The sequence below is a fragment of the Streptomyces sp. ATCC 21386 genome, from assembly GCF_018728545.1.
In the GTDB taxonomy this organism is placed as follows: domain Bacteria; phylum Actinomycetota; class Actinomycetes; order Streptomycetales; family Streptomycetaceae; genus Streptomyces.
Genome location: NZ_JAAVVL010000001.1, coordinates 4,282,101 through 4,305,519, shown reverse-complemented (window position 1 = coordinate 4,305,519; position 23,419 = coordinate 4,282,101). Strand labels below are relative to the sequence as shown.

Sequence of the window (23,419 nt, the reverse complement as noted above, 5' to 3'; positions counted from 1 at the left end):
CTCATCGGGTGCGGTCCTCCGGTCCGGGCAGCGGGGTGCCGAGTTCGGCGTCGATCAGGGCGAACACCTCGTCGTCGGTCGCGGTTTCGAGGGGGTCGGATCCCGGCGCGGTGTGCGGCGAAAGGCGCCGGAGCAGGTCGCGGACGTGTTCCGTGGCGCGCTCGCGGGTCGTGTCGTCGCTCGCCGAGGCGGTGAGCGCGGAGGCGACCCGGTCGAAGGCCGCCAACAGGGTCGGCAGGTCGTCCTCCGCCGGCGAGGCGTCGGCGAACCGGGTGTCGAGGTGAGCGGCCAGATCGGCCGGGGTGGGGTGGTCGAACACGAGCGTGGCTTCCAGGGACAGGCCCAGGGCGGCGCCGAGCCGGTTGCGGAACTCGATGGAACTCAGGGAGTCGAACCCGAGTTCCTGGAAGGAGCGGTCGGGTTCGATCGCGGCGGCGTCGGGATGACCGAGCACGGCCGCGGCCTGCCCACGGACCAGCGCCGACAGCCGGGCACGCCGCTCCTCCGGTCCCAGATCCGCGAGGTCGGCCCGCGCGGCCGGGGCGGATGCCGTCGGCGTCACCAGGCCGCTCAGCATCTTCGGTACGGCGGTGGCGGGGCCGGGGGCGAACCGCACGGCAGCGACCGCCGGGTGCTCCGCGGCGAGGGCGGCGTCCAGCAGGCGCAGCGCGGCCTCGGTCGGCAGCGGCTCGATGCCGGCGCGCGTGAGCCGGGCGCGGTCGGCGACCATGCCGTCGTCGACCGCCCACGGCCCCCAGGCCACGGACACCGCGCGCCCGCCGGACCCCACCCGGTCCCGGGCGAGGGCGTCGAGGAAGGCGTTGGCCGCGGCGTAGTTGCCCTGGCCCGGGCCGCCCAGCACACCCGCCACGGAGGAGAACAGCACCAGTTCGGCGTCGGGCAGCAGCTCGTGCAGGTTCATCGCGCCGTCCGCCTTGGGCCGCAGCACGCGGTCGAGACGCTCGGCGTCCAGGGTGGTGACCACCCCGTCGTCGAGGACTCCCGCCGCGTGCAGCACCGTCGTCACGTTCCGGCCGGCCAGAAGTGCCGCGAGCGCGGCGCGGTCGGTCACGTCGCAGGCGGCGGACTCGATGCGGCAGTCCAGCCCGGCCAGATCCGCCGGGGTCCGGCCGGTGCGGCTGGTCAGCAGCACCTCGCGCACGCCGTGTCGCTCCACGAGGTGACGGACGACCGGCCCGGCGAGGGCGCCGCTCGCGCCGGTGACCAGGACCGTGCCGCGGCGGGGTGCCCCGGTCGTGGGCTCGGCGGCCCGGGTGCGGACCAGGCGGGGGGCCAGCACCCGCCCGTCGCGCAGCGACAGCTCGGGTTCGTCGCAGCCCAGCGCGCGGGGCAGCACCGTGAGGTCGTGCGCGGCGACGAGCGTCAGCCGTCCGGGGTGCTCGGACTGGGCGGAGCGCCCGAGGCCCCACGCCGCGGCGGTGGCCAGGTCGGGGTCGGCGGCGACGAGGACCAGCCGGGCGGCGGCGAGGCGCTCGTCGGCCAGCCATTCCTGCAGCCGGGCGAGCACGTGGCCGACGAGCGCCCGGGCGGCCTCGGCCGTCGTCCCCTCGGACGCGACCGGCAGGACGATCACCGGCGGGACGTCCGCGAGCGCGGACAGGTCCCGGGCCCGGACCACTTCCGCGCCGGACGCCTCCAGGGCGGCGCCGAGCCCGTCGTGGTCCGGTCCGAGGACCGCGCAGCGGGTGCGCGGAGCGGGCTCGGGCACGTCGACGGGCACCCACTCGAGATGGTGGAGCGGGTCGGCGGGGCCACCGGCCGGGCGCAGGGTGACCGAGTCCACGGACGCGACCAACCGGCCGGTGGGGTCGGTGAGCCGGATCTCGACCGTGTCGTCCCTGCGGTGGGCGACCCGCACGCGGGCCTCGGTGGCGCCGGGGACGTGCACGCGTACTCCGGACCAGGCGAAGGGCAGGTGCGGCCGCGTGCCGTCGAGGGTGGCCGTGAGGGCCAGCGTGTGCAGGGCGGCGTCGAGGAGCACCGGGTGCAGGGCGTGGGGCCCGGGGTCCCCGTCGGGTACGACGACGTCCGCCCACACCGCGTCCGGGGTGCGCCAGGCGCGGCGCAGGCCCCGGAAGGCGGGGCCGTATCCGGTCAGGGTGTCGTAGAGACGGGTGACGTCGAGTTCCTCGGCGTCGGCGGGCAGGGGCGGTGTGCTCGGCGTGTCCTCGGTGGCGGAAGTGAGTGTGCCCGTGACGTGGCTGGTCCAGGAGGCGCCCGGGACGCGGGCGTGGACCTCGAAGTCCCGTCGTCCGTCCGCTGCGGGCGGCCGGACGACCAGACGCAGGTCCGCTTCGGACGAGGGCAGCGGTGTGTGGGTCACGAGTTCGGCGACGCGGGGTCGGCCCAGGCGCGCTCCGGCGTGCAGGGCCAGGTCGACGAAGTACGTGCCGGGGACGAGCACCGTGCCGTCGACGGTGTGGTCGGACAGCCAGGGCTGCCCCTGTGGGGAGATCCGCGCGGTGAACACGTCCCGGTCGGGCAGATCGACCAGTTCGGCCGGCTCGGGCCGGTGCCGCTCGACGGCCCGGGCGGTGGTGATCCAGTGGCGTTCGCGGGCGAAGGGGTAGCCGGGCAGCGACAGCCGGCGGGGGCGGTCCGGTCCCGGGACGGTGATGCGGGCGCCCTCGACCCAGGCTCGCGCCAGGCTGTCGAGGTCGTCCCCGGCGGGCGGGGCCGGGGAGCGTCCGCGCCGGCCGCGGTGACAACCCGTTCCGGTGCGCAGGGCCTCGGCGAACTCCCGTGTCGTGGTGGCGACGACGGCGAGCCGCTCGTCGAGGTGGTCGCGTCCGGCCCACAGCGTGAAGGCCAGTGCCGCCGGGTCGACCGTCGGGGCCGCGGCGGCGATCCGGTCCGCCAGGGCCTGGGGCGTGGTACCCCCGTCGACGGGCACCCGTACGCCGAAGGTTTCCTCGACGCGACGGGCGAGTCGGGTGAGCCGGGGGTAGTCCAGGCCGAGTTCGGCCAGCGGTTCCCGGAGGTCGGCGGGGAAGCCCACCACCTCGATGAGGACCTTCTCCAGGGCGGCACCGACGTCGGTGGCACCGGCCCGCTCCAGGTGCGCGAGCAGCTCGGTGACCGTCTCGTCGAGCCGGGTGCCGTCCCTCGCCGAGAGCACGAACAGCCGGGACCGGGCCGGTTCCGGCGCGGTCAGGGGGGCGGGGTGGTCGGCCAGCACGATGTGCGCGTTCGCGCCGCCGGCGCCGAAGGAGCTGATCGTCGCGACCCGCGGCGCGCCGTCACGGGACACCCACGGCTCGGTGGCGCGCTGCACGCGAAACCTCGAACCGGCCCAGTCCACCGCCGGGTTGAGCGGCTCGGCGTGCAGGGACGGCACCAGTTCCCGGTGGCGCAGCTGCAGGACGACCTTGCTGAGCGCGGCGATGCCCGCCGCCGACTCCAGGTGGCCGATGTTCGACTTGACCGACCCCACCGGCCAGGGGCCGCGCCCGGCGCCGGCCTGGCCGAAAGCCCGTTCCAGGGCGGCGATCTCGATCGGGTCGCCCAGCCCGGTACCGGTGCCGTGCGCCTCGACGTAGCCGACGTCGGCCGGGTCGACGCCCGCCCCGGCCAGCGACCTCGCCACGAGCGCGGCCTGGGAGGCGGGGTCGGGCACGGAGAAGCCGCCGGTGTGGCCGCCGTGGTTGAGGACCGTGCCGCGGATGACCGCGTGGACGTGATCGCCGTCGCGCAGCGCGTCGCGCAGCGGTCGCAGCAGTACCACGCCGACGCCCTCCCCGGGCACATAGCCATCCCCGCCCTGGCCGAAGGCCCGGCAGCGGCCGTCCGTGGACAGGAACGACGACTGGCTCAGCAGCAGGTACTTGTTGGGGTGGACGTGCAGGTTGACGCCTCCCGCCAGGGCGGCCTCGCACTCGCCGCGCCGGATCGCCTCGACAGCGAGGTGGATCGCAGTCAGCGACGAGGAGCACATGGTGTCCAGCGCGATGCTCGGCCCCTTCAGATCGAGGAAGAAGGAGACGCGGTTGGCGATCGACGCGCTGAACGACGAGGGCACGAGGCCGGGTTCCTCTCGGACGCCGTACAGCTGGTACTGGTTGTACATCACGCCCGCGAACACGCCGACGGCCCGCCCGCGCCAGGCCGAGGGGGCGTGTCCGGCCTCCTCGAAGGCGTGCCACGCCTCCTGGAGGAACAGCCGCTCCTGGGGGTCCAGTACGGCGGCCTCGTTCGGGGAGATGTGGAAGAACCCGGCGTCGAACTCGTCGACGCGGTCGAGGAAGCCGCCCCATCGGCCGTACGAGCGGCCGGGCACCCCTTTGACGTCGGTGTGGATCGCGCGGTGGTCCCAGCGGTCGGCCGGCACCTCGGTGACGCAGTCGCGGCCGTCGCGGAGGTTCTCCCAGAACTCGCCGAGGGTGCGGGCCATCGGATAGCGGCCTGCGATCCCCACGATGGCGATCGCTTCGGTCGCGTCGTCGGCGGTGTCGTCGTCCGGCGCGGACGCCGGGACGACGGTGTGCGGGGACACCGGGACGGCGCCGGGCACCGGGGCCACGCTGGGAACCGCGGCGGCGCCGGGCACCGGGGCCGCGCTGAGAACCGCGGCGGCGCCGGGCACCGGGGCCGCGCTGAGAACCGCGGCGGCGCTGGGCACCGGGGCCGCGCCGGGGACCGCGGTCGACGGTGCGAACCGCTCGGTGATCGTGGCCGCCGACCCCACCAGGGGGACGAGGTGCGGCCTGCCGCTGCCGACGGCACGCAGCAGGATGTCCACCGCGGTCGCCGTGTCCATGGCCGTCAGGCCCATCGCGCGCAGCGTGGTGGCGTCCAGCGGCATGCCGCCGTCCGCCCAGCCCGGCCACCCGATCGACACGACTCCGGGCCGGTTCTCCGCGAAGCGGTCGAGGAAGGCGTTGGCGCAGGCGTAGTCGGCCTGGCCGGGGTTGCCCCAGGCGGCCGCCGTGGACGAGCACAGCGCCAGGAAGTCCAGCCCGAGGTGCCGGGTGGCCTCGTGGAGGTGGCGTGCCCCGGTGACCTTGGGCGCCAGCACGGCGCGCACGTCCTCGGCACTCTTGCCCGCGATCAGTCCGTCGCGCAGCACACCGGCGGCGTGCACCACACCGTGGAGCGCGCCGAAGCGGGTGAGCGCGTCGTCGACGGCACGGCGCACGTCCGCCGCGCGGGTGACGTCCACGGCGAGGACGGCGACCTCGGCTCCGAGAGCGGTCAGTTCGTCGGTCACCGGCGACGGCGCGGCCGTACGCCCGCAGAGCACCAGGCGGGCCCGCGCCGTGCGCGCGAGGTGTCGGGCCAGGGCGAGGCCCACGCCGCCGAGTCCGCCCGTGATCAGGTACACGCCGCGCTCGCGCAGCCTGGCCGGGCGGCCCGGACCGGGCGGGGCGGGCATCGGCCGGACGTCGAGCACCTGACGTTCCCCCGCCTCGTACCGTACGTCCGTGTCGGGGGCGCCCGCGGCGAGCTCCGCCAGGGCGTCGGACACGTGCGGCGAGCGAACCACGGCGGCCCGTACGCCCGGCTGTTCCCTGCGGAGCGTGCGGAACAGGCCCGCGACCGCCGCTGCCGGTGCGTCGGCCGGGAGGTGGTAGGCGAGGCGGACCCCGTTCGCGCGGGCGCGCAGCACGGCCGCCGCGAACCCGGTGAGCGCCACCGCCTCGGCCTCCAGGTCCTCCGGGTCGGCCGGGGTCCACAGCACATCGCGGGCGTCGCTCGTCGCGAGCAGGGCCGGCCAGTCGTGTGCGGTCGACGTGTCGACGGTCAGCACGGAGGCCGGTGTCGGCGCCGGCGACAGCGGCGCGGCACGCCAGTGCGGCTCGAACCAAACGACCTCGGCGGGCGGTTCCTCCCGGGCGTCGCCACCGGTTCCGCCACTGGCTCCGGCTGCCGCTGTGGTTGTGGCTGTCGTTCCGGCCGTCTCGCGCGTCGTGCTCGGGGACGGCGTGGCGGGAGGCAGCCGGTGGCCGCGCAGATGGTCGACCAGCGACGCGAAGGTGTTGTGCTCGAAGAGCAGGGTGGGCGAGAAGTCGGTACCGTACGCCCGCTCCAGGTCCGCGGCGATGCCCAGCAAGGCCGTGGAGTCCAGGCCGAGTTCGTAGAATCCGGCCGTCTCGTCGAACTCCGGGTGGTCCAGGCGCCCGGCGAGCAGCCCGCGCACCACGGTCTCGGCCGACTCCCGAGGGTGCGGGGCGCCGTTCAGCCGGGTGATGGCGTCCTCGTCGCGTACCCGCTTCGACGTCAGGCCCCGCAAGGACAGCAAAAGGCCGCCCTGCGGGTCGAGGAAGCGCAGGTCGCATGTCGTCAGGTCGCCGTCCGGGCCGGCCGGACGGGGCGGGGTGGCGTGCACCAGGGTCCGTGCCCCGACCGGCCCCCGTGCCCGGAACGAGTCGATGAGCATGGGGATGTACGGTCGCGCGGACGCCGCGGCTCCGGCGGTGGCGAACCGGGTCGGCAGCAGCGTCGAGGAGTCCAGGGCGGCCGGATGCAGGTGGAAGTAGTCGGCGTACCGCGCGGCCTGTGGGCCCAGGGACAGGTCCGCCAGCAGTTCGGCCTCGCCGACGTGCAGCGTGCCGTGCGCGCGCATGAAGTCCCCGTGCTCGATACCGGTGCGTCGCACGGTCGCGTACAGGTCCGCCATGTCCGTGGTGTCCGGTGTTCGTGCGCGCAGGGCGGTCAGGTCCGTGGACTCCGCCGGGAAGGGCACGTCCGGGAGCAGCCGGCAGTCCAGGACCGGTTCGGTCTCGCCGGACGGACGGCGGGTGCCCGTGACCGACACGTGGTAGCCGTCGCCGTCCCCGGTGAAGGCGAACCGCAACGCGGTGTCGAACTCCGCCGCGGCTGCCACCGGGTTGCGGAACAGCACCCGGCGCAACTCCACCCGGGTGGTGTCGACGCCGCGTGCGCGCAGGATCCGGTAGATCATGTCGAGGAACGACACGCCGGGCAGGATGCGCGTGCCGTGCACGCGATGGTCGCTCAGCACCGGGTCGGTCCCGCGCACGACCACGGTGCAGGTCAGACCATCCAAGGCTGTCATTTCTCCCCTTCCGGCACGGCCGAGAACTCGAGCTCGAAGAACAGGTCGGGCGGGGAGTCCGCCGTCACGGGCCGCAGCGCCTCGGCGGGCGTGGGTCCGGGTGTGTCGAACCAGAACCGCCGCCGCCGGTAGCGGGGCGGGTCCAGCGGTGCACGTACGGGCACATGGCCGTCGGGGGCCTGACGCACCACCATGTGGGCGTTGGTGCCGCCGAACCCGAACGAGCTCACGGCGCCCCGGCGTGTTCCCTCGCGGCCGGTGAAAGGCCGCGGGTCCCGTACGGGGAACAGCGGGGACTCCTCGAACCGGAAGCGCCGGTTGAGGGTGGCGCAGTGCAGGGTCGGCGGCAGCTGGGCGCGGTGGACGGACAGGACGACCTTGATCAGACCCGCCATACCGGCCGCGCTGAGCGTGTGCCCGATGTTGGTCTTCACACTGCCGACGCCGCAGAACCCGATCTCGTCGGTGGAGGCGCGGAAGGCGTCCGTGAGCGCCTTGAGTTCCATCGGGTCACCGATCATGGTGCCGGTACCGTGTGCCTCGACGTAGCCGATGTGCTCCGGCCGCACGCCGGCGTCCGCCCACGCGGCTTCGATCACGTCCCGCTGCGCGCGCGGGTTCGGCGTGGTGATGCCCATGGTGCGGCCGTCGTTGTTGACGGCGCTGCCCTCGATCACCGCGTAGACGCGGTCCCCGTCGCGCAGCGCGTCGGGCAGGCGCTTGAGCAGCAGCATGCCGGCGCCCTCGCCGAGGACGATGCCGTCGGCCCGCTCGTCGAAGGTGTGGCACCGGCCGGTCGGCGACAGCGCGCCCGCTCCGCTCATGCCGACGAACGGCACCTCGTCGAGGAGGATCTCGACGCCTGCGGCGAACGCCAGGTCCGACTCCCCGCAGCGCAGGCTCCGCGCGGCCAGGTGCGCCGCGACGAGAGCGCTGGAGCAGGCGGTGTCCACGACGACGGCCGGGCCGCGGAGGTCGAGGTAGTGGGAGAGCTGGGCGGCGATGAAGTTCTGCGCCATGCCGCTGATCGAGTGCGGTCCGGCCTCGCCGTGGTGGGCACCGAAGTTGGCCGCACGGGCACCCGCGAACACGCCCACGCGCCGGCCCGCGACCTGCTCGGGGACGAGTCCGGCGTCGGCCAGGCATTCGGCGCCGGTCTCCAGGACCTGCCGGACCAGCGGGTCGATGTGCGAGGCGGCGTCAGGGTCGAGGCGGAAGTGCTCGGGGTCGAAGTCCTCGATGCCGTCGAGGAATCCACCCCACTTGCTGACGGTGGTCCCGGGCTGCGGTTCGGGCCGCCAGAAGCGGTCGGGGTCCCACCTCGCCGCCGGTACCTCCGTCACCGAGTCCGTCCCGGACACCAGGTTCCGCCAGAACGCGGCGTGATCGGGTGCGCCGGGGAAGTGTGCGGCGATGCCGATGACGGCGATGTCGTCCCTCCGGGCGGCCACGGCCTCGGACGGTGCGGCCGATGCCGGTACGGGCGTCGCGGCCTCGGCGGGCGGGCCGGACGCTCCGGTGGGCTCCGCGGCCGTGGCGTCCTCCGGGGCGGGCTCGGGGGCGGGCCGGGGCCGAACGCCGGGCGGGGCCGAGCGCGGCGCGGGCGTGACCTGGTCCCGCAGCACTCGGGCGAGGAGCGTGACCGTGGGGTTCTCCAGGACGGCGGACGGCTCCGCCACGACGCCGAGTTCGCGCTCCAGCCCGGCGAGGATCTGGGCGACCATGATGGAGTCCACGCCCAGATCGGCGAAGTCCTCGTCCGGTCCGATCCGCGCGGGGTCCAGGCGGAGCGTCGCGGCGATCACCTCGGTCACCCGGGCGACGAGGCCGTCGTCGGACGAGGCGGCGTGCGGGGCCGGTCCGGGCGCGGGCCCCGCCGGGGTGCCGGCCGGGCGTTCGGGCGCGCGGACCGTGAGCAGCCGGGTGGCGTCGAAGCGCCTCGCGTCGACGGCGCACGGCAGCACGACCGGGTCGGGCTCACTCATGGCCCGGTCCAGCAGGGCCAGCGCCGTCCCGGCGTCCAGCGTCCGCAGCCCGAGGTCCCGGTACGCCGGGGTGTCGACCTCGGGCATGCCGTCCGACCGCCAGCTCGGCCACTGCAGCGACCTGACGACGGGTCCGCCGGTGGCGGCCCGGTACTCGGCGACCCGGTCCAGCACGGAATTGGCCAGCGCGTAGTCGCTCATGCCGACGGCCAGGGCGGGCACCTGGCCGGCGACGGAGGAGTACAGCACGACGAATCGCAGCTGGTCGTCCGCGCACGCGTCCAGGACGGCCTGGAGTCCTGCCGTCTTCGGCTCCAGGACCCGCCGGACGTCCTCGATGCGCTTGCCGACGAAGGCGGGGTCGCGCATCACGCCCAGCCCGGCGCAGTGCACGATCCCGGCGATCGGGCCGAGGTCGCGCCGTGCGCGGTCGAGGGTCTCGGCGATGTGCTCCAGCGGTCCGCTCTCGATCGACACCCGCACCCCGGGGCGTTCCAGCGCCGTGAGGTCGCGCAGCCGCGCCGCGAGGGCCGGGGCGGTGGCGGGGTCCGCGACGAGGGCGGGCCACTCGTGCCGAGGGGGCAGGGGCGAGCGGCCGAGCAGGAGCAGCCGGTCGGCGCCCCGCTCGACGAGCCGGGCCGCGACCATGCGGCCCAGCGCGCCCGTCCCGCCGGTGATCACGACCGTGCGGCCGGCGAGGTCCGCCGACCAGTCGGCGGACGCCGGGGCCGGGCCGGCCGCCGGGCGCAGCACCGGACGATGCCGTACCCCGGCCCTGACGCAGGCCTCGGTCACCGGGTCGGTCGCGGCGAGCTCGGCGGCGACCGCCGCCCGCACCGCGGCCGGCTCCAGGGTGTCGAGGTCGAGGGTGCGGGCGAACACGCCGCGGTACTCCGCGGTGAGCATCCGCACCAGGCCCGCGAACGCCGCGCCGCGCAGCGTCGGGCGCGTGGTTCGGAACGTCGTCAGGCCGCGGGTGAGGTGCAGGTAGCTGAAACCCCCGGTTCGGTGGGCGGCGACCAGGTCGCGCAGCAGCTCGACCCGGGGCCAGTCGACGCGCACGGTCGCGAGCGGAACCTCCGACACGTCCACCATGTCGATCACGGCGGCCGCCCGCCCGGCGGCGCCGGTGATCCGCGCGATGGCCGTCTCGTCGTCGGCGTCCAGCCGGACCACCGTGGCCCCGGGGCCGAACACCGTGGCGGCGAGCGGCTCGGTCTCGGCGCTCACCAGCACCAGGAGACCGTCGGGCAGGTCGGCCGGGGGCAGCGGCGCGGCCTCCCAGTCCTTCACCAGGAGCAGCTGGGACTCCCGCGCGTCCTGCGCCACGTCCGTACCCGGGCCGTCGGGCAGCCAGTGGCGCTCGCGAGCGAAGGGGTAGGTCGGCAGGGACGTGAGCGGTGGCCGGTCGGCGCGCAGCGCGTTCCAGTCGAGGTCGGCGCCGTCCTGCCAGAGCTGTGCGATCCGCTCCAGCCTGCCCTCCCTGGCCAGCCGCGCCAGGTAGCTCGCTCCCTCCGGCTCGGTCAGCCAGGTGTGATCGCCGGGCGCGGCGCCAGGGGCGCGCTCGCCGTCGAGGAAGGCCGCCAGCCGCGCGCGCAGCTCGGTGGTCGACGCGGCGACCACGGCGACCCGTACCGCCATCGGGACACGCCCGACCTGGGAGGTGTACGCGACCGAGGACAGCGGCGGTGCTTCGGCGTCGAGGAACTCCACCATCGACGCGGCGTACCGGCGCAGCGCGTCCTCGTCCCGGGCGGACAGCACGAACACCTCGCCTTCCTCGCCCCGCGGCGGGATGGGCGGTGTCGTGGTGGGCGCCTCTTCGAGGACCACGTGCGCGTTGACGCCGCCGAAGCCGAAGGAGCTGACGCCGGCGCGCAGGGGCAGGGCGGCTCCGGCGGCGTCGGTGGGTGCCCACGGCGTCGTCTCGCGTACCGGCCGCAGCGGCGTGCCGGTGAGGTCGATCAGCGGGTTGAGCGTGTGCAGGTGGAGGGTGGGCGGCAGCGCGCGGTGACGCATGGCCAGTACCACCTTGATCACGCCGGCGATGCCCGCCGCGGGTTCCAGGTGGCCGATGTTGCTCTTGACGGTGCCGATGCCGCACGGGGTCGCCGGGCCCGCGGTCAGGGTCCGCCGGGCGCGGACCAGGCCGTCGATCTCCACCGGGTCGCCGAGCGCGGTGCCGGTGCCGTGCAGTTCGGTGTAGGAGACGGTCTCGATCGGCACCCCGGCGTCGTGGTACGCGTCGACCAGCAGGTCGGCCTGGGCCAGTGGGTTGGGCGCGGTCAGCGAGGAGGCGTGTCCGCCGTGGTTGACCGCGCTGCCGCGGATCACCGCGTGCACCCGGTCGCCGTCGGCGAGGGCGCGGGCGAGCGGCTTGAGCACCAGGACGCCGACGCCCTCGCCCTTGACGTATCCGTCGGCGCGGGCGTCCAGCGCCTTGCAGCGGCCGTCGGAGGAGAGCACGCCGAGCTGGTTGCCGGCGACCACGGTCTGCGGTGACAGCACCAGGCTCACGCCGCCGGCGATGGCGAGTTCGCTCTCTCCCGTGCGCAGTGCGCGCACGGCGCGGTGCAGTGCCACCAGGGAGCTGGAGCAGGCGGTGTCGATGCTCTCGCTGGGGCCCCTGAGGTCCAGGAGGTACGAGACGCGGTTGGCCAGCATGGTCCGGGCCAGCCCGGTGCCGGAGTGGGGGTTGGTCCGCTCGCCGCGCAGGACCATCGCCTCGTAGTCGTTGAACTGCACGCCGGCGAACACGCCGACGCGGCGGCCGGCGAGCCGGTCGGCCCGGCAGCCGGCGTCCTCCAGCGCCGCCCACGTCTGCTCCAGGAACAGACGGTGCTGCGGGTCCGTCACCTCGGCCTCGGCGGGCGAGATCCTGAAGAAGCGGGCGTCGAAGCGGTCGACGTCGGTCAGGAAGCCGCCCCACCGGGCGGTGCCTCCGAAGCGGCGGGCCACCTCCTGCCAGTCCCACCGGTCGGAGGGGGTCTCGGTGATCAGGTCCCGTCCGTCGGCGAGGTTGCGCCAGAACGACTCCAGGTCCGGCGAACCCGGGAACCGCCCGGCCATGCCGATCACGGCGACGGCACCGTCGAGGAGCGGTGCGGCGCTAGCCGTGGCGGGCGCGCCGTGGGTACGGGAGGCCGGGGGCGGTGCGGTGATCTGCGGCGCGTCGGGGCCAGTGGCCGGTGCTTCGGGTCCCGTGGCCGGTGTGTCGGGTCCCGTGGCCGGTGCCGTCCTCGGCTCCGGCTCTGGCTCTGGCTCTGGCTCCGTCCTCGGCTCTGGCTCCGTTTCCGTCCTTGGCTCCGGCCTCAGCCCCGGCTCCGTCGCCATCCTCGGCTCCGGCTCCAGCAAGGCCGGATGCTCGGCCAAGAGGTGGTGGGCGAGTTTGTCGATCGTGTTGGCGCCGAACAGCGTCGTCGTCGGCACCGTCACGCCGTGGCACTCCTCCAGACGCACGGACAGGGACTGGAGCCCGAAGGAGTCCAGGCCGTATTCACCGAACCCTGCCTCCGGGTCGAGTGCCTCGGGCGCCAGGCCGACGAGCTCCGCGATCAACGTCCGGAGCCGGCCGGTCAGTTCGATGACGGCCGACGGCCCGGCAGCGGGTGGCGTCGCCGGGAGGGGCGGGCGGACGGGCTCCCGGATCCGCATCGCGTCGACCAGCTCACGCATACGCGCCGGCTCCCCCGGCAGCACGGCGACCTGCGGGCGCCCCAGGCGCAGCACGAGGTCGAGCATCCGCTCGCCCTCGTCGGCCTCCAGGTAGCGGAAGCCGGTGCCGGCGAGGTAGCGGTGCTCGTCCTCGGCGTCCACGTGCATGCCTCCGGCTCGCCACATCGGCCAGTCGACCGAGACCGTGCGGCCGCTGCGGTGGCCGGCCGCGCGCAGCGTCTCGCGTTCCTCGGCGAAGCCGTCGAGGTAGCGGGCGCCGACCGCGTAGTCCACGAGGCCGTAGTCGCCGAGCCAACCGGCCAGGGACGAGTACAGGACGAACAGTTCCAGCGGTTCGTCGCGGGTCACCTCGTCGAGGACACGGCTGCCCTCGACGCGCGCCCGCAGGTGGGCACGGAACTCCGCGAGGTCCTTGCCCGGCAGCGGCGTTCGGGAGGCGGTCGCGGCGAGGTGGAAGAGGCCGTGCAGCGCGCCCCACCTGTCCTTGACGGCCGTCACCACCCGTCGCATGGCGGCGCTGTCGTCCACGGACGCCTGGAAGTACTCCACGTCGCCGAGCGCGCGCAGCCCGGCGAGATCCCGGGCGCGGTCCGTGGCGGGCGACCGGCCGGTGAGGGCCACTCGGGCCCCCCGCGCCAGCAACGCGCGGGCGAGCAGCAGCCCGAGGCCGCCGGCGCCGCCGGTCACCAGGTAAACGCCGTCCGCACGCAGCGGCGACGGGAGGACGGGCCGAGCGGCGGCTTGCGACAGTACGCGCACGCTGCGGCCGTCGGCCGTGAGCCGGACCGAGCTCGCGGAGAGCCGTTCGGCCGTCACCTCGGAGAGCAGGGCGGCCTGTTCGACCTGGCCGGTGACGCGGACGACGCCGAAGGCCGTGCCGGGCAGCGCGGCGCGCAGCGAGGTGTCGAACCCGCCCCAGGCCTCCGCCATGGCCCCGTCGGGCACCAGGACCTGGATGCGGGACGCGGCACGGGAGGCGGTCATGGCCCGCACGAGGAGGTAGGCGGACTCGATGCCGAGATCCGCGCGGTCCGGTTCGAGCAGGGGCCACTGGTGCACGATCCGGTCCGCCGGGGTGGCGAGCAGCCGTGCGTAGTCGTCGGGTTCGCCGGGGCGGATCGTGACCGAGGCGCCATGGTCGAGGTACGCGGAGCCGGCCCGCACATGGACGGCTCCGGGCACGGGCAGATCGCCGAAGACCAGTACCCGGCCGGTGAACGGCGCCGGGGGCGGCACGGGTTCGGGCAGCCAACCGGCCGTGAAGAGGCTGACAGGTGGGGCGTCGCCGGTGGCAGGTCCCGGTGGCGCCGGAGGCTCGGAAGGGGCATCGGTGAACCAGTACCGCTCGGCGGCGAAGGGGTAGGTCGGCAGGGACCGCCGCTTCGGTGGGCGGGTCCGGCGGGCGGCCCAGTCGATCGTCGCGCCGCGGACCCAGGCGGCGGCGGTCTTGTCGTCGTCGTGCCCGTCGTACGGTGTCCGGTCGGCGTGCCGGTCGACGTGTCCGAGGTGGATGCCGGAGGTGTCCGCGTCGAGGAAGCGCCGGAGGGTGGCCACCGCGTGCTCTCCCGACTCGGCGACGAACGCGAGGCGTTCGGCGTGTTCGCCGCGGCCGGTCTGGAGGGTGTGCGCCGTACCGGCGAGGTCGTGCGCCCAGGAGTCCCGGCTGTCGAACAGAGCTTGGGCGTAGGCGCGCAGCCGCTCCGGGTCGCGGGCGGAGAGCGGGAGGACGTCCGGGCCGCCGAGCGACGACACCGGCTCGTCGGCCGGGTACTCCTCCAGCACGACGTGGGCGTTGACCCCGCCGTAGCCGAACGAGCTCACCCCGGCGCGGCGCGGCACGCCGGGTGCGTGGGGTGCCCAGTCGCGGCCGCCTGCCGCGACCTCGAACGCCGTGCCCTCCAGGGCGAGGTGGGGGTTGAGCTCCGGACCGTGCGGGTCGCCGGTGATCCGCCCGTGCCTCATCGACAGCAGCACGCGCAGCACCGCCGCGATGCCCGCCGCGGGTTCGAGGTGGCCGATGGTGTTCTTCAGCGCGCCCAGGGCGCAGTGCGGTGCGGCCGGGGCAGTGTGGCCCCACGCGCGGTACAGCTCGGCGAACGCCTGGCGCAGGCCGTTGGTCTCGGCGGGGTCGCCGATGACCGTCCCGGTGCCGTGGGTCTCGATGTAGCCGATGGTCGCCGGGTCCACGCCCGCCTCGCGGTGGGCCCGTACGACGACCTCCGCCTGGGCGCGCGGGTTGGGCGCCGTCAGCGAACCGGAACGTCCGCCGTGGTTGACGGCGGTGCCGCGCAGGACGGCGAGGACCGGGTTACCGTCGGCACGGGCGCGGCTGAGCCGTCTGAGCACGACGGCGCCGACGCCCTCGCCGCGCACATATCCCTTGGCGTCCTTGTCGAAGGCCCGGCCCACACCGTCCGGGCTGAGCATCCCCGCCCGTTCGAGGGAGGCGAAGGTCACCGGCGACAGCATGAGGCTGACGCCGCCCGCGAGGGCCGTGTCGCAGTGGCCGAGGCGCAGGGCCTCCGCCGCGCGGTGCAGGGCCACGAGCGAACTGGAGCAGGCGGTGTCGACGGGTTCGCTGGGGCCGCGCAGGTCGAGGTGGTAGGAGATGCGGTTGGCGAGCATGGACGGGGTCAGGCCGGTCGAGGAGTACGCGTCGGTGGCGGTGCCGGTGCGCTGCACCAGCTCGGCGTACTCCGAGGAGCCGACGCCGACGAACAGAGCTGTGTCGGTTCCGGCGAGGCGGGCGGGGTCGATGCCGGCGTCCTCCAGCGCGGTCCACACCGTGCGCAGCATGAGCCGCTGGCGGGGGTCCATCCAGCGGGCCTCGCGCGGGGAGATGCCGAAGAACAGCGGGTCGAACCGGTCGATGTCCGGCATGAAGCCGCCGCGGGTGATCCGGGTCCGGTCGGGGTGGCGCGCCGGGTCGCCGTAGTGCGCCCGGCTGTCCCAGCGGTCCGCGGGTACTTCCGTGAACAGGTCACCGCCTTCCTGCAGGCGGGCCCAGAACTCGTCCAGGTCCCTCGCGCCGGGGAGGGTCCCGGCCATACCGACGATCACGACCGGGTCGTCGGCATGCCGCTCGTCCGGCCGGACCGGGACCGGGGCCCGGTCAGGGACCCGGTCCGGATCCAGGTCAGGGCCCGGTTCCGAGTCGGGTTCCGAGTCCGGGTGCGAGGACGAGGTGACGACGTCCGGTTGCCCGGCCGGTGCCAGGGCGGCGGACGGGACCACAGCCTCCGGATGCTCGTGTTCCAGCCAGTCGGCGAGTGCCTTCGGGGTGGGGGTGGCGAGCAGTTGGTCGGGGCCCAGGGGCACGCCGAGGGTGTGGGAGATGTCGTCGGCGAGACGGATCAGGCTCAGCGAGTCCAGGCCGTGCTCCTGGAAGGAGGCCGCCGGGTCGAGGTCGGTCACCGGGTAGCCGCTGACCGTGCCCAGGAGCCGTAGGACCCCGTCCAGCACGCCGGAGCCCCGTGGACGGGCCGGCCCGGTCGACGGGCCCGCGGGGGCGACGGCGTCGATCCAGCAGCGGGTCCGGGCGAAGGGGTATCCCGGCAGGGGCAGCGGACGCACGGGGCCCGGGTGGGCGGCCGCCCAGTCCCAGACCGCGCCGGCGACCCAGCGACGCGCCACGTCGTCGGGATCGGTCGCGGGGGGCGCCGTGGCCGCACCGGGCTCCGTGGTCACGACGCCGCTGAACCCGCTGGGCCGGCCCGCGAGGAAGTCCGCGAGCGCGCCGGTGAGTTCACTGACCGACCGGGCGACGACGGCGTACCGGTGGGCCATCGCCTCGCGGCCGGTCTGCAGCGTGTACGCCAGCCGTCCGAGGTCGATGTCCGGGGCGCCGGGGGTGCGGGCCGCCAGTTCGCGCAGGGTCGTGCCGCCGTGCACGGCGCCGGGCCGCACCGGATCGCCGAGGCCGATGAGCCGGACGATCGTGGCGGGGTCCAGACCCAGTTCGTCGAGCGGCTCGTCCACCGCCGTGACGGGGACGCCGACCGCGGCGGCGAGGTCCTCCGGGCCGGTGCCGGTGCCGGCCGGCCTCAGCCTGTCCAGCATCTGTGCGACGACACGGCGCAGCGCCTGCGCGTCCCGTGCGGAGAAGGGGAAGACGGCCGGTCCCGCCGCGGTCGCGGGCCGCGGGGCCTGCCGGTACTCCTCGACCACGAGGTGGGCGTTGGAACCGCCGGCGCCGAAGGCGCTGATGCCCGCGCGCAGCGGCTCGGCGCCCGTCCACGGCGCGAGTTCCCGCTGGACGCGGAACGGTACGGTGCTCCAGTCGACGGCGGGGTTGAGGGTGTCCGCGTGCAGGGACGGCGCCAGTTCGCGGGCCCGCATCTGCAGCAGGACCTTGGTGAGGGCGGCGATGCCGGCTGCCGACTCCAGGTGGCCGGCGGAGGACTTCACCGAGCCGAGGGCGACCGATCCGGCCGGCAGGTCACCGAACGCCCGGACCAGACCGGCGACTTCGGCCGGGTCGCCGAGTGCGGTTCCGGTGCCGTGCGCCTCCACGTAGGAGATGCTCGCCGGGGCCACGTCGGCCGTGTGCAGCGCCTGCGCCACGACCTCGCTCTGGGCGGCGGGGCTCGGCACCGCGAACCCGCCCGTCTTGCCACCGTGGTTGACGGCGCTGCCGAGGATCACACCGAGGATGCGGTCGCCGTCGCGCTCGGCCGCCGCGAGCGGCTTGAGCAGGACGGCGCCGACTCCCTCACCGGGCACCATGCCGTCGCCGCCGGCCGCGAAGCTGCGGCACCGCCCGCTCTCCCCGGTGAAGCCGCCGGCCGCGAGCTGGCGGTACTTGCGCGGGTGCGGGGCGAGGTTGACACCGCCGGCGAGCGCGTAGTCGGCCTGTCCGGCGGTCAGGGCCTCGCAGGCCAGGTGCAGGGCCGTCAGCGAGGACGAGCACATCGTGTCGACAGCCAGGCTCGGGCCGTGGAAGTCGAAGAAGTACGACACCCGGTTGGCGATGGAGGCGTATCCCATGCCTCCGGCGAGGCCCCGCTCGTCCTCGAAGAGCTGGTAGTGCCCGTACATGACGCCCACGTACACGCCGACTCGGCTGTCGCGCAGGCGGGCGCGGGTGTAGCCCGCGTCCTCCACCGCGTGCCAGGAGGTCTGCAGGAACAGCCGTTCCTGCGGGTCGGTCAGCTCGGCCTCCCGCATCGACATCTGGAAGAACCGCGGGTCGAACTCGTCGATGCCGTCGAGGAAGCCGCCCCAGCGGCTGACCCGCTGTCCGTCCGCGGCGGTCTGCGCGCGATGGTCCCACCGGTCGGCCGGCACCTCGCGTACGCAGTCCCGGCCGGCACGCAGGTTCGCCCAGAACGCCTCGGGGTCGTCGGCGAGGGGATAACGGCCGGCGAGGCCGATGACGGCGATGCGGTGGTCCACCGCGGGGTGCTGCGCCGGCCTCCGCTCGGTCGCATGCCCGGTCGCATGCTCCGCGGCCCGCGCGGTCGGCTGCGGCGCCGGGGCGGGTGCCTCCGGCAGGAGTCGCCGTACCTGGTCGGCGTGGTGCTCGGTCAGGTGGTCGGCGACCTCGCGGATCGTCGGGTACTCGAACAGCAGGGACGCGGGCAACTCTCCCATGCGCTCGGACAGCAGGTCGACGATGCGGGGCACGGTCAGCGAGTCGATGCCGAAGTTCTCGTAGGTCTCGTCGAGCCAGAGCCGGTCGCGCGGGACCTGGAGGATCTGTTCGAAGGCGTCCTTGACGTACTCCCGGGCGGCCTCGGCGAGCGCGTCGGTGTCGTCGTCCGCCGTCACCGGGGGTCGTGCCGCGTGCGTCGGCTGCCGCTGGGCTGGTTCCGGCACGGCTTCCCGGGCGGTCTGCGGGGTCGTCTCGGCGACGACCACGTGCTGGGTCATTCCCTCGTCGGCCGGCAGGGCGCGGCTGCGGGCGAACCCGGCGAGCGCGAGGGCCCGGCGCCAGCCGGGGGCGGAGAGCAGGGGCGAACCGGGCAGGCGCAGCTCGGCGTCCCGGTGCAGCCACCATCCGTCGAGCAGGCCGAAGGTGAGGGTGGCGGTCAGGACGTTGCCGCTGGCCTCGTTGAGCACCAGCCGCCCGCCGGGCCTGAGGAGGCGGGCCACGGCCCGCAGGGTGTCGAGCAGATCGGCGGTCGCGTGCAGCACGTTGGCAGCCACGACCAGGTCGGCGCTGCCGGGCCGGAAGCCCTGCGTCGCCGGGTCGCGCGAGATGTCGAGCTGCTCGAACCGGACGAACGGGTGTGCGGCGGCGAAGCGTTCCCGGCCGTGTTGCAGGAAGGCGCGGGAGACGTCGGTGTACACGTAGGTCACGTCCGTGCCCGTGGAGGCCAGCGCCGGGAGCAGGCTCGCGGTGGTGCCACCGGTGCCCGCCCCGATCTCGACGACGGTGACCGGACCCTCGTGACGGTCGAGGTGGTCCATCACCGCGCCGGTGACGAGGTCGTTGGCACGGTCGACGACCGGGCTGCCCCGGTAGGCGCCCTCCACCAGGGCGGTCGATCCGCCCGGGAACATCAGGTCGGTGGCGCGGACATCGCCCCGCACCACGCCGAACAGGTTGCGCATGCACGGGACCAGCAGACGGTCGAAGCGGTTCAGGGCCGGTCGCCGCTCGCACAGGGCGACCAGGTCGCCCTCGGGATCCTCGGCGGACGGGCGTCCGGCGGGGACGAGGTGCCCGTCGCGCTCGTCGAGAAAGCCGGCGGCGGTCAGCTGCCGCAGCAGTTCGGCGAAGAGCCTGCCGTACGCGGGGACGACACCCAGCCGGTCCGCGAGCGCCTCGGTGGTCCACCGCTCGGCCGGCGTGAGGAACACGCCCTCCTGCCGGAAGAGCGTCCAGAGCCAGCCGCACATGATCTCGGTGAGGCGGGTGTCGTCCGCCTCGGTCAGCAGCCGGGCGACCGGAGGCAGTTGCGCCAGGGCGGGCACCAGGGACGGGTCGTCCGGGGGCGTCCCGCGGCCGGTGGTCCCCGAGCCGTCCGCCGGGACGGCCGGGGACGGCTCCACGCCGACGGCGGCCAGCGCGGAGGCGTCCGCCTTGACCACGACGACCTGCCGGTCCGGGCGGCCCAGCACGGCGTGCACGGCCGCCATCCCCTCCTGCGGGGTGATCGAGTGGATTCCGGTGGCCGCGAGCCGGCTGCGGTGGCGTTCGTCGGCGACGATGCCGACGGTCCCCCAGTAACCCCAGTTGATCACGGCGACCCGGGCGTCCAGCAGCCCGTCGAGGTGATGGGCGAAGGCGTCCTGGAAGGTCGATCCGGCGGCGTAGTTGCCCTGGCCGGCGCTGCCGGAGAGGGCCACCGCGGAAGAGAGGAACAGGACGAAGTCCAGGTCCGTCAGGCCGCCGAGCGCGGCGTGCAGAGCGACGGAGGTGCGGGTCTTGGCGTCGAGGACCGCGCGGAAGGTCTCCTCCGTCATGGTGGCGACCGTCCGATCCCGCAGGACGATCGTGGCGTGGAAGACCCCGTGCAGCGCACCGTGGGCGGCCCGGGTGCGGGAGACCGCCTCGCGCAGCGCGGTGGGATCCGTGGCGTCGGCCCTGTGGTAGGAGACATGGGTGCCGTCGGGGTCGACGCGACGCAGCCGGTCGCGCCGCACGGCGTCCAACTCGCTGCGGCCCAGCAGCACGACCTTCGCCCGGTAGGTGCGCACCAGCCATTCGGTCAGTTCCAGGCCGATGCCTCCGGCTCCGCCGAGGATCAGGTAGACGCCACCGTGCCGGAAGCGTTCACGCGGCGGCGTCGCCTCGACCGGGACCAGCCTGCGGGTGTGGAGCACTCCGCCGCGCAGTGCGTACGGGCCGCCGTCCGGGACGTCGAGCACGTCGGCGGACGGCTCGTCGGCGCGGGTCCGGTCGACGACGGCCACCCGCCACCGGGGGTGTTCCCGGGCCAGCGACAGGGCGAGTCCGTGCAGGCTCGCCGCGTACGGGTTGCCGACCGGTTCCCCGGACGTGGTGAGGGCGTCCTCGGTGACAACGGTGAGCCGGACGGCGGAGCCGAGCCGCTGCAGTGTCTTGGCGAGCCGGAACAGGGACAGGACGCCCCGGTCCTGGGCCGCTTCCAGCGCGTCGACGTCGTCGGTCCGGGCACCGGCACCGGGGGCCAGCAGGACGACGTGGCCGGGTCGGCCGGTCGCGGTGGCGATCCGGTCGGGGTCGAGCTCGACGACGGTGCCGCCCAGACGCTCCTTCAGGACGCCGGCGAGGCGGGCGGACTCCGGGGACCGCACGAGCCAGACGGTGCCGTCGGCGGGCGGCGAGGGCCGCCTGCCGTCGGCGGGCGGCGAGGGCCGCAGGGGCAGCGCGGACCAGCGCGGAACGTACATCAGGTGGTCCGCCGACACCACCGTGCTCCCCGGGAGGTCCGCGCCGGTGCCCGGCAGCGCCGCCCGGGGCTCGGCCGGTGCCGCGGAGGCCGCGGGCGGCGGGGCCGCGACGCGGCCGGGGGCGGGACGCAGGGACAGGTCGCGGAGCCGTACGCGAACGCCTCCGGTGGCGTCGGTCAGGGTCAGGTCGTAGCGGTCGGCGCCGACCGTCCGTACGTGCGCGTAGCCGAGGTCCGTCACCGGGCCGTGCACCTCGGCGGCGCCGAGGGCGAAGGGCACCATGGCGGGACCGGCGGTGCGGTCACGCAGGACCGCGAACGCGTGCAGGGCTCCGTCGACGACCGAGGGGTGCAGGGCGCAGTCGGCGAAGCGGGCGGCCTCGGCCGGGATCCGCAGCCGCGCCAGGGCCTCACCGTCGCCGGCGGCGACCCACTCGACGGCCCGCAGGACGGGGCCGTAGACGAGTCCCGCAGCCGCGAGGTCGGCGTAGAGGTCGGCTCCCTCGTGACGACTGGTCATGCGGCCCCGGACGGCGTCGATGTCCAACGTGTCCGCGGCCGGCGCGGCAGACGCGGTCGGTTCGGTCGGCGCGGTCGGCGCGGTCGGCGCGGTCAGGGCTTCGACGCGGCCCTCGGCGAGCAGGGCGCCGTCGCCGTCCCGCAGGTCGAACACCAGGCCGGTGTCGCCGCTACGCAGCCGCGTCCTGGTCGGACGCTCGGTGTCGGTCACCACGAAGGGGCGCAGCCACCGCACGCCCGAGAGCCGGACGCGCTGTCCGGCTCCCGCGGCCTCGGCCGCGGCACGGGCCATCTCCAGGACGGCCGCGGCGGGCAACAGGCGGGTGTCGCCGACCCGGTGCCCCTCGATGAGGGGGTGTTCGGGGCCGAACGTCGTCCGGTGGGTGAGTCCGTCCAGGCTGTCGGCCGGATCGATCGCGTCCAGGAGGGGGTGCGCCGGCTCCGGCGTGCTGCCCTGGGGCGGCGACCAGATGGTGTCCGTCAGCCAGCAGCGCAGTTCCTCGAAGGGATATCCGGGCAGCGGCGTCCGCCGCCCGCCGCCGGCCGGCCAGTCGACCGCGTTCCCGGCCACCCAGGCGGCGGCGAGGTGCTCGGGGTCGCCGCTCGCCGGCACCGTCGCCCGGGACGGGGCGCGGCCGCGCACGCTGCCGGTCCAGACCCCGTCCGGGTCCTTTCCCCGCAGCCGGGTGACGAGTTCGGTGACGGTGGAGGCCAGGACGACCATCCGGTCCGCCCACTCCTCGCGCCCCCGCTGGAGGGTGAACGCCACATCCGCCAGGCGGTGCCGCTCACCGCCGCCCAGTGCGTCCGCGAGCCGGGCGGCGAGCGCCGTCAGACGCTCGGGTGTCCGGGCGGACAGCGGGAACAGCCACGGCCCGGCCTCGTCCTCGTCCTCGTTCCGGGGCGACGGCCGCGCGAGGTACTCCTCGACGACGAGGTGGGCGTTGGCTCCGCCGGCACCGAAGGAGCTGATACCGGCGCGCCGGGGGGTGTCACCGGTGCGCGGCCACGGGGAGAGGTCGCGCTGCACGCGCAGCGGGGTCGAGTCGAAGTCGATGTTCGGGTTCGGCGGGTCGGCGTGGAGGGAGGGCACGAGTTCGCCGTGCCGCATCTGCAGCAGCACCTTGCACAGCCCTGCCATGCCGGAGGCGGACTCCAGGTGGCCGATGTTGGACTTCACGGACCCGATCGGCAGGCTCCGCTCCGGCAGGCCCGCCCGGTCCAGGGCCCGCGCGAGGCCGCGGATCTCCACCGGGTCGCCGAGGGCGGTGCCGGTGCCGTGCGCCTCCAGGTAGCCGAGCGAGGCCGGGTCGACGCCGGCCTCCCGCAGCGCCCGCGCGACGAGGTCGCCCTGGGCCACGGGGCTGGGCACGGTGAAGCCGTTGGTCCGCCCGCCGTGGTTGACGCCGGAGGCGAGGATGACGCCGTGGATGTGGTCGCCGTCGCGGACCGCGTCCGGCAGTGGCCTGAGCAGGACCGCCCCGACGCCCTCTCCGGGGACGTAGCCGTCGCCGTCCGCGCCGAAGCTGCGGCATCTGCCGTCGCTGGAGGTGAAGCCGCCCTGGCCGAGGAAGCGGTACTTGTACGGGTGGACGTGCAGGTTGACCCCGCCCGCGACGGCGAGGTCGGCGTCGCCGGACCGCAGGTCGCGCACGGCCAGGTGGATGGCGGTCAGCGAGGAGGAGCACATCGTGTCCACGCCCAGGCTGGGGCCGGTCAGGCCCAGGGTGTAGGAGACGCGGTTGGCGATCGACGCGTGCGAGGAGGCACCGATCCGGCCGTCCTCGGCCTCGTGGAGCTGGTACAGCCCGTACATCGCCCCCACGTACACACCGACGCGTCGGGAGGCGAGGTCCGCGCGGGTGTGTCCGGCGTTCTCCAGGGCG

At 75.1% G+C, this 23,419-nt stretch carries 2 protein-coding genes (1 of these 2 running past the window's edge); both read right to left on the bottom strand.

The genetic code is table 11. From position 1 onward, the window contains the following. Position 1: 1 nt before the first annotated feature. On the bottom strand, positions 2-7,036 hold the full coding sequence (locus GWK25_RS18635) for an SDR family NAD(P)-dependent oxidoreductase (RefSeq protein ID WP_215451707.1): 7,035 nt from the start codon (positions 7,034-7,036) through the stop codon (positions 2-4). Next, positions 7,033-23,419 carry the 3' portion of an SDR family NAD(P)-dependent oxidoreductase gene (locus GWK25_RS18630; RefSeq protein WP_215451703.1) on the bottom strand. It continues 3,323 nt past the right edge of the window, so 16,387 of the gene's 19,710 nt are visible here — the last part of the coding sequence; the start codon falls outside the window, past its right edge; its stop codon occupies positions 7,033-7,035. Before GWK25_RS18630 ends, GWK25_RS18635 begins: the two co-directional genes overlap by 4 nt.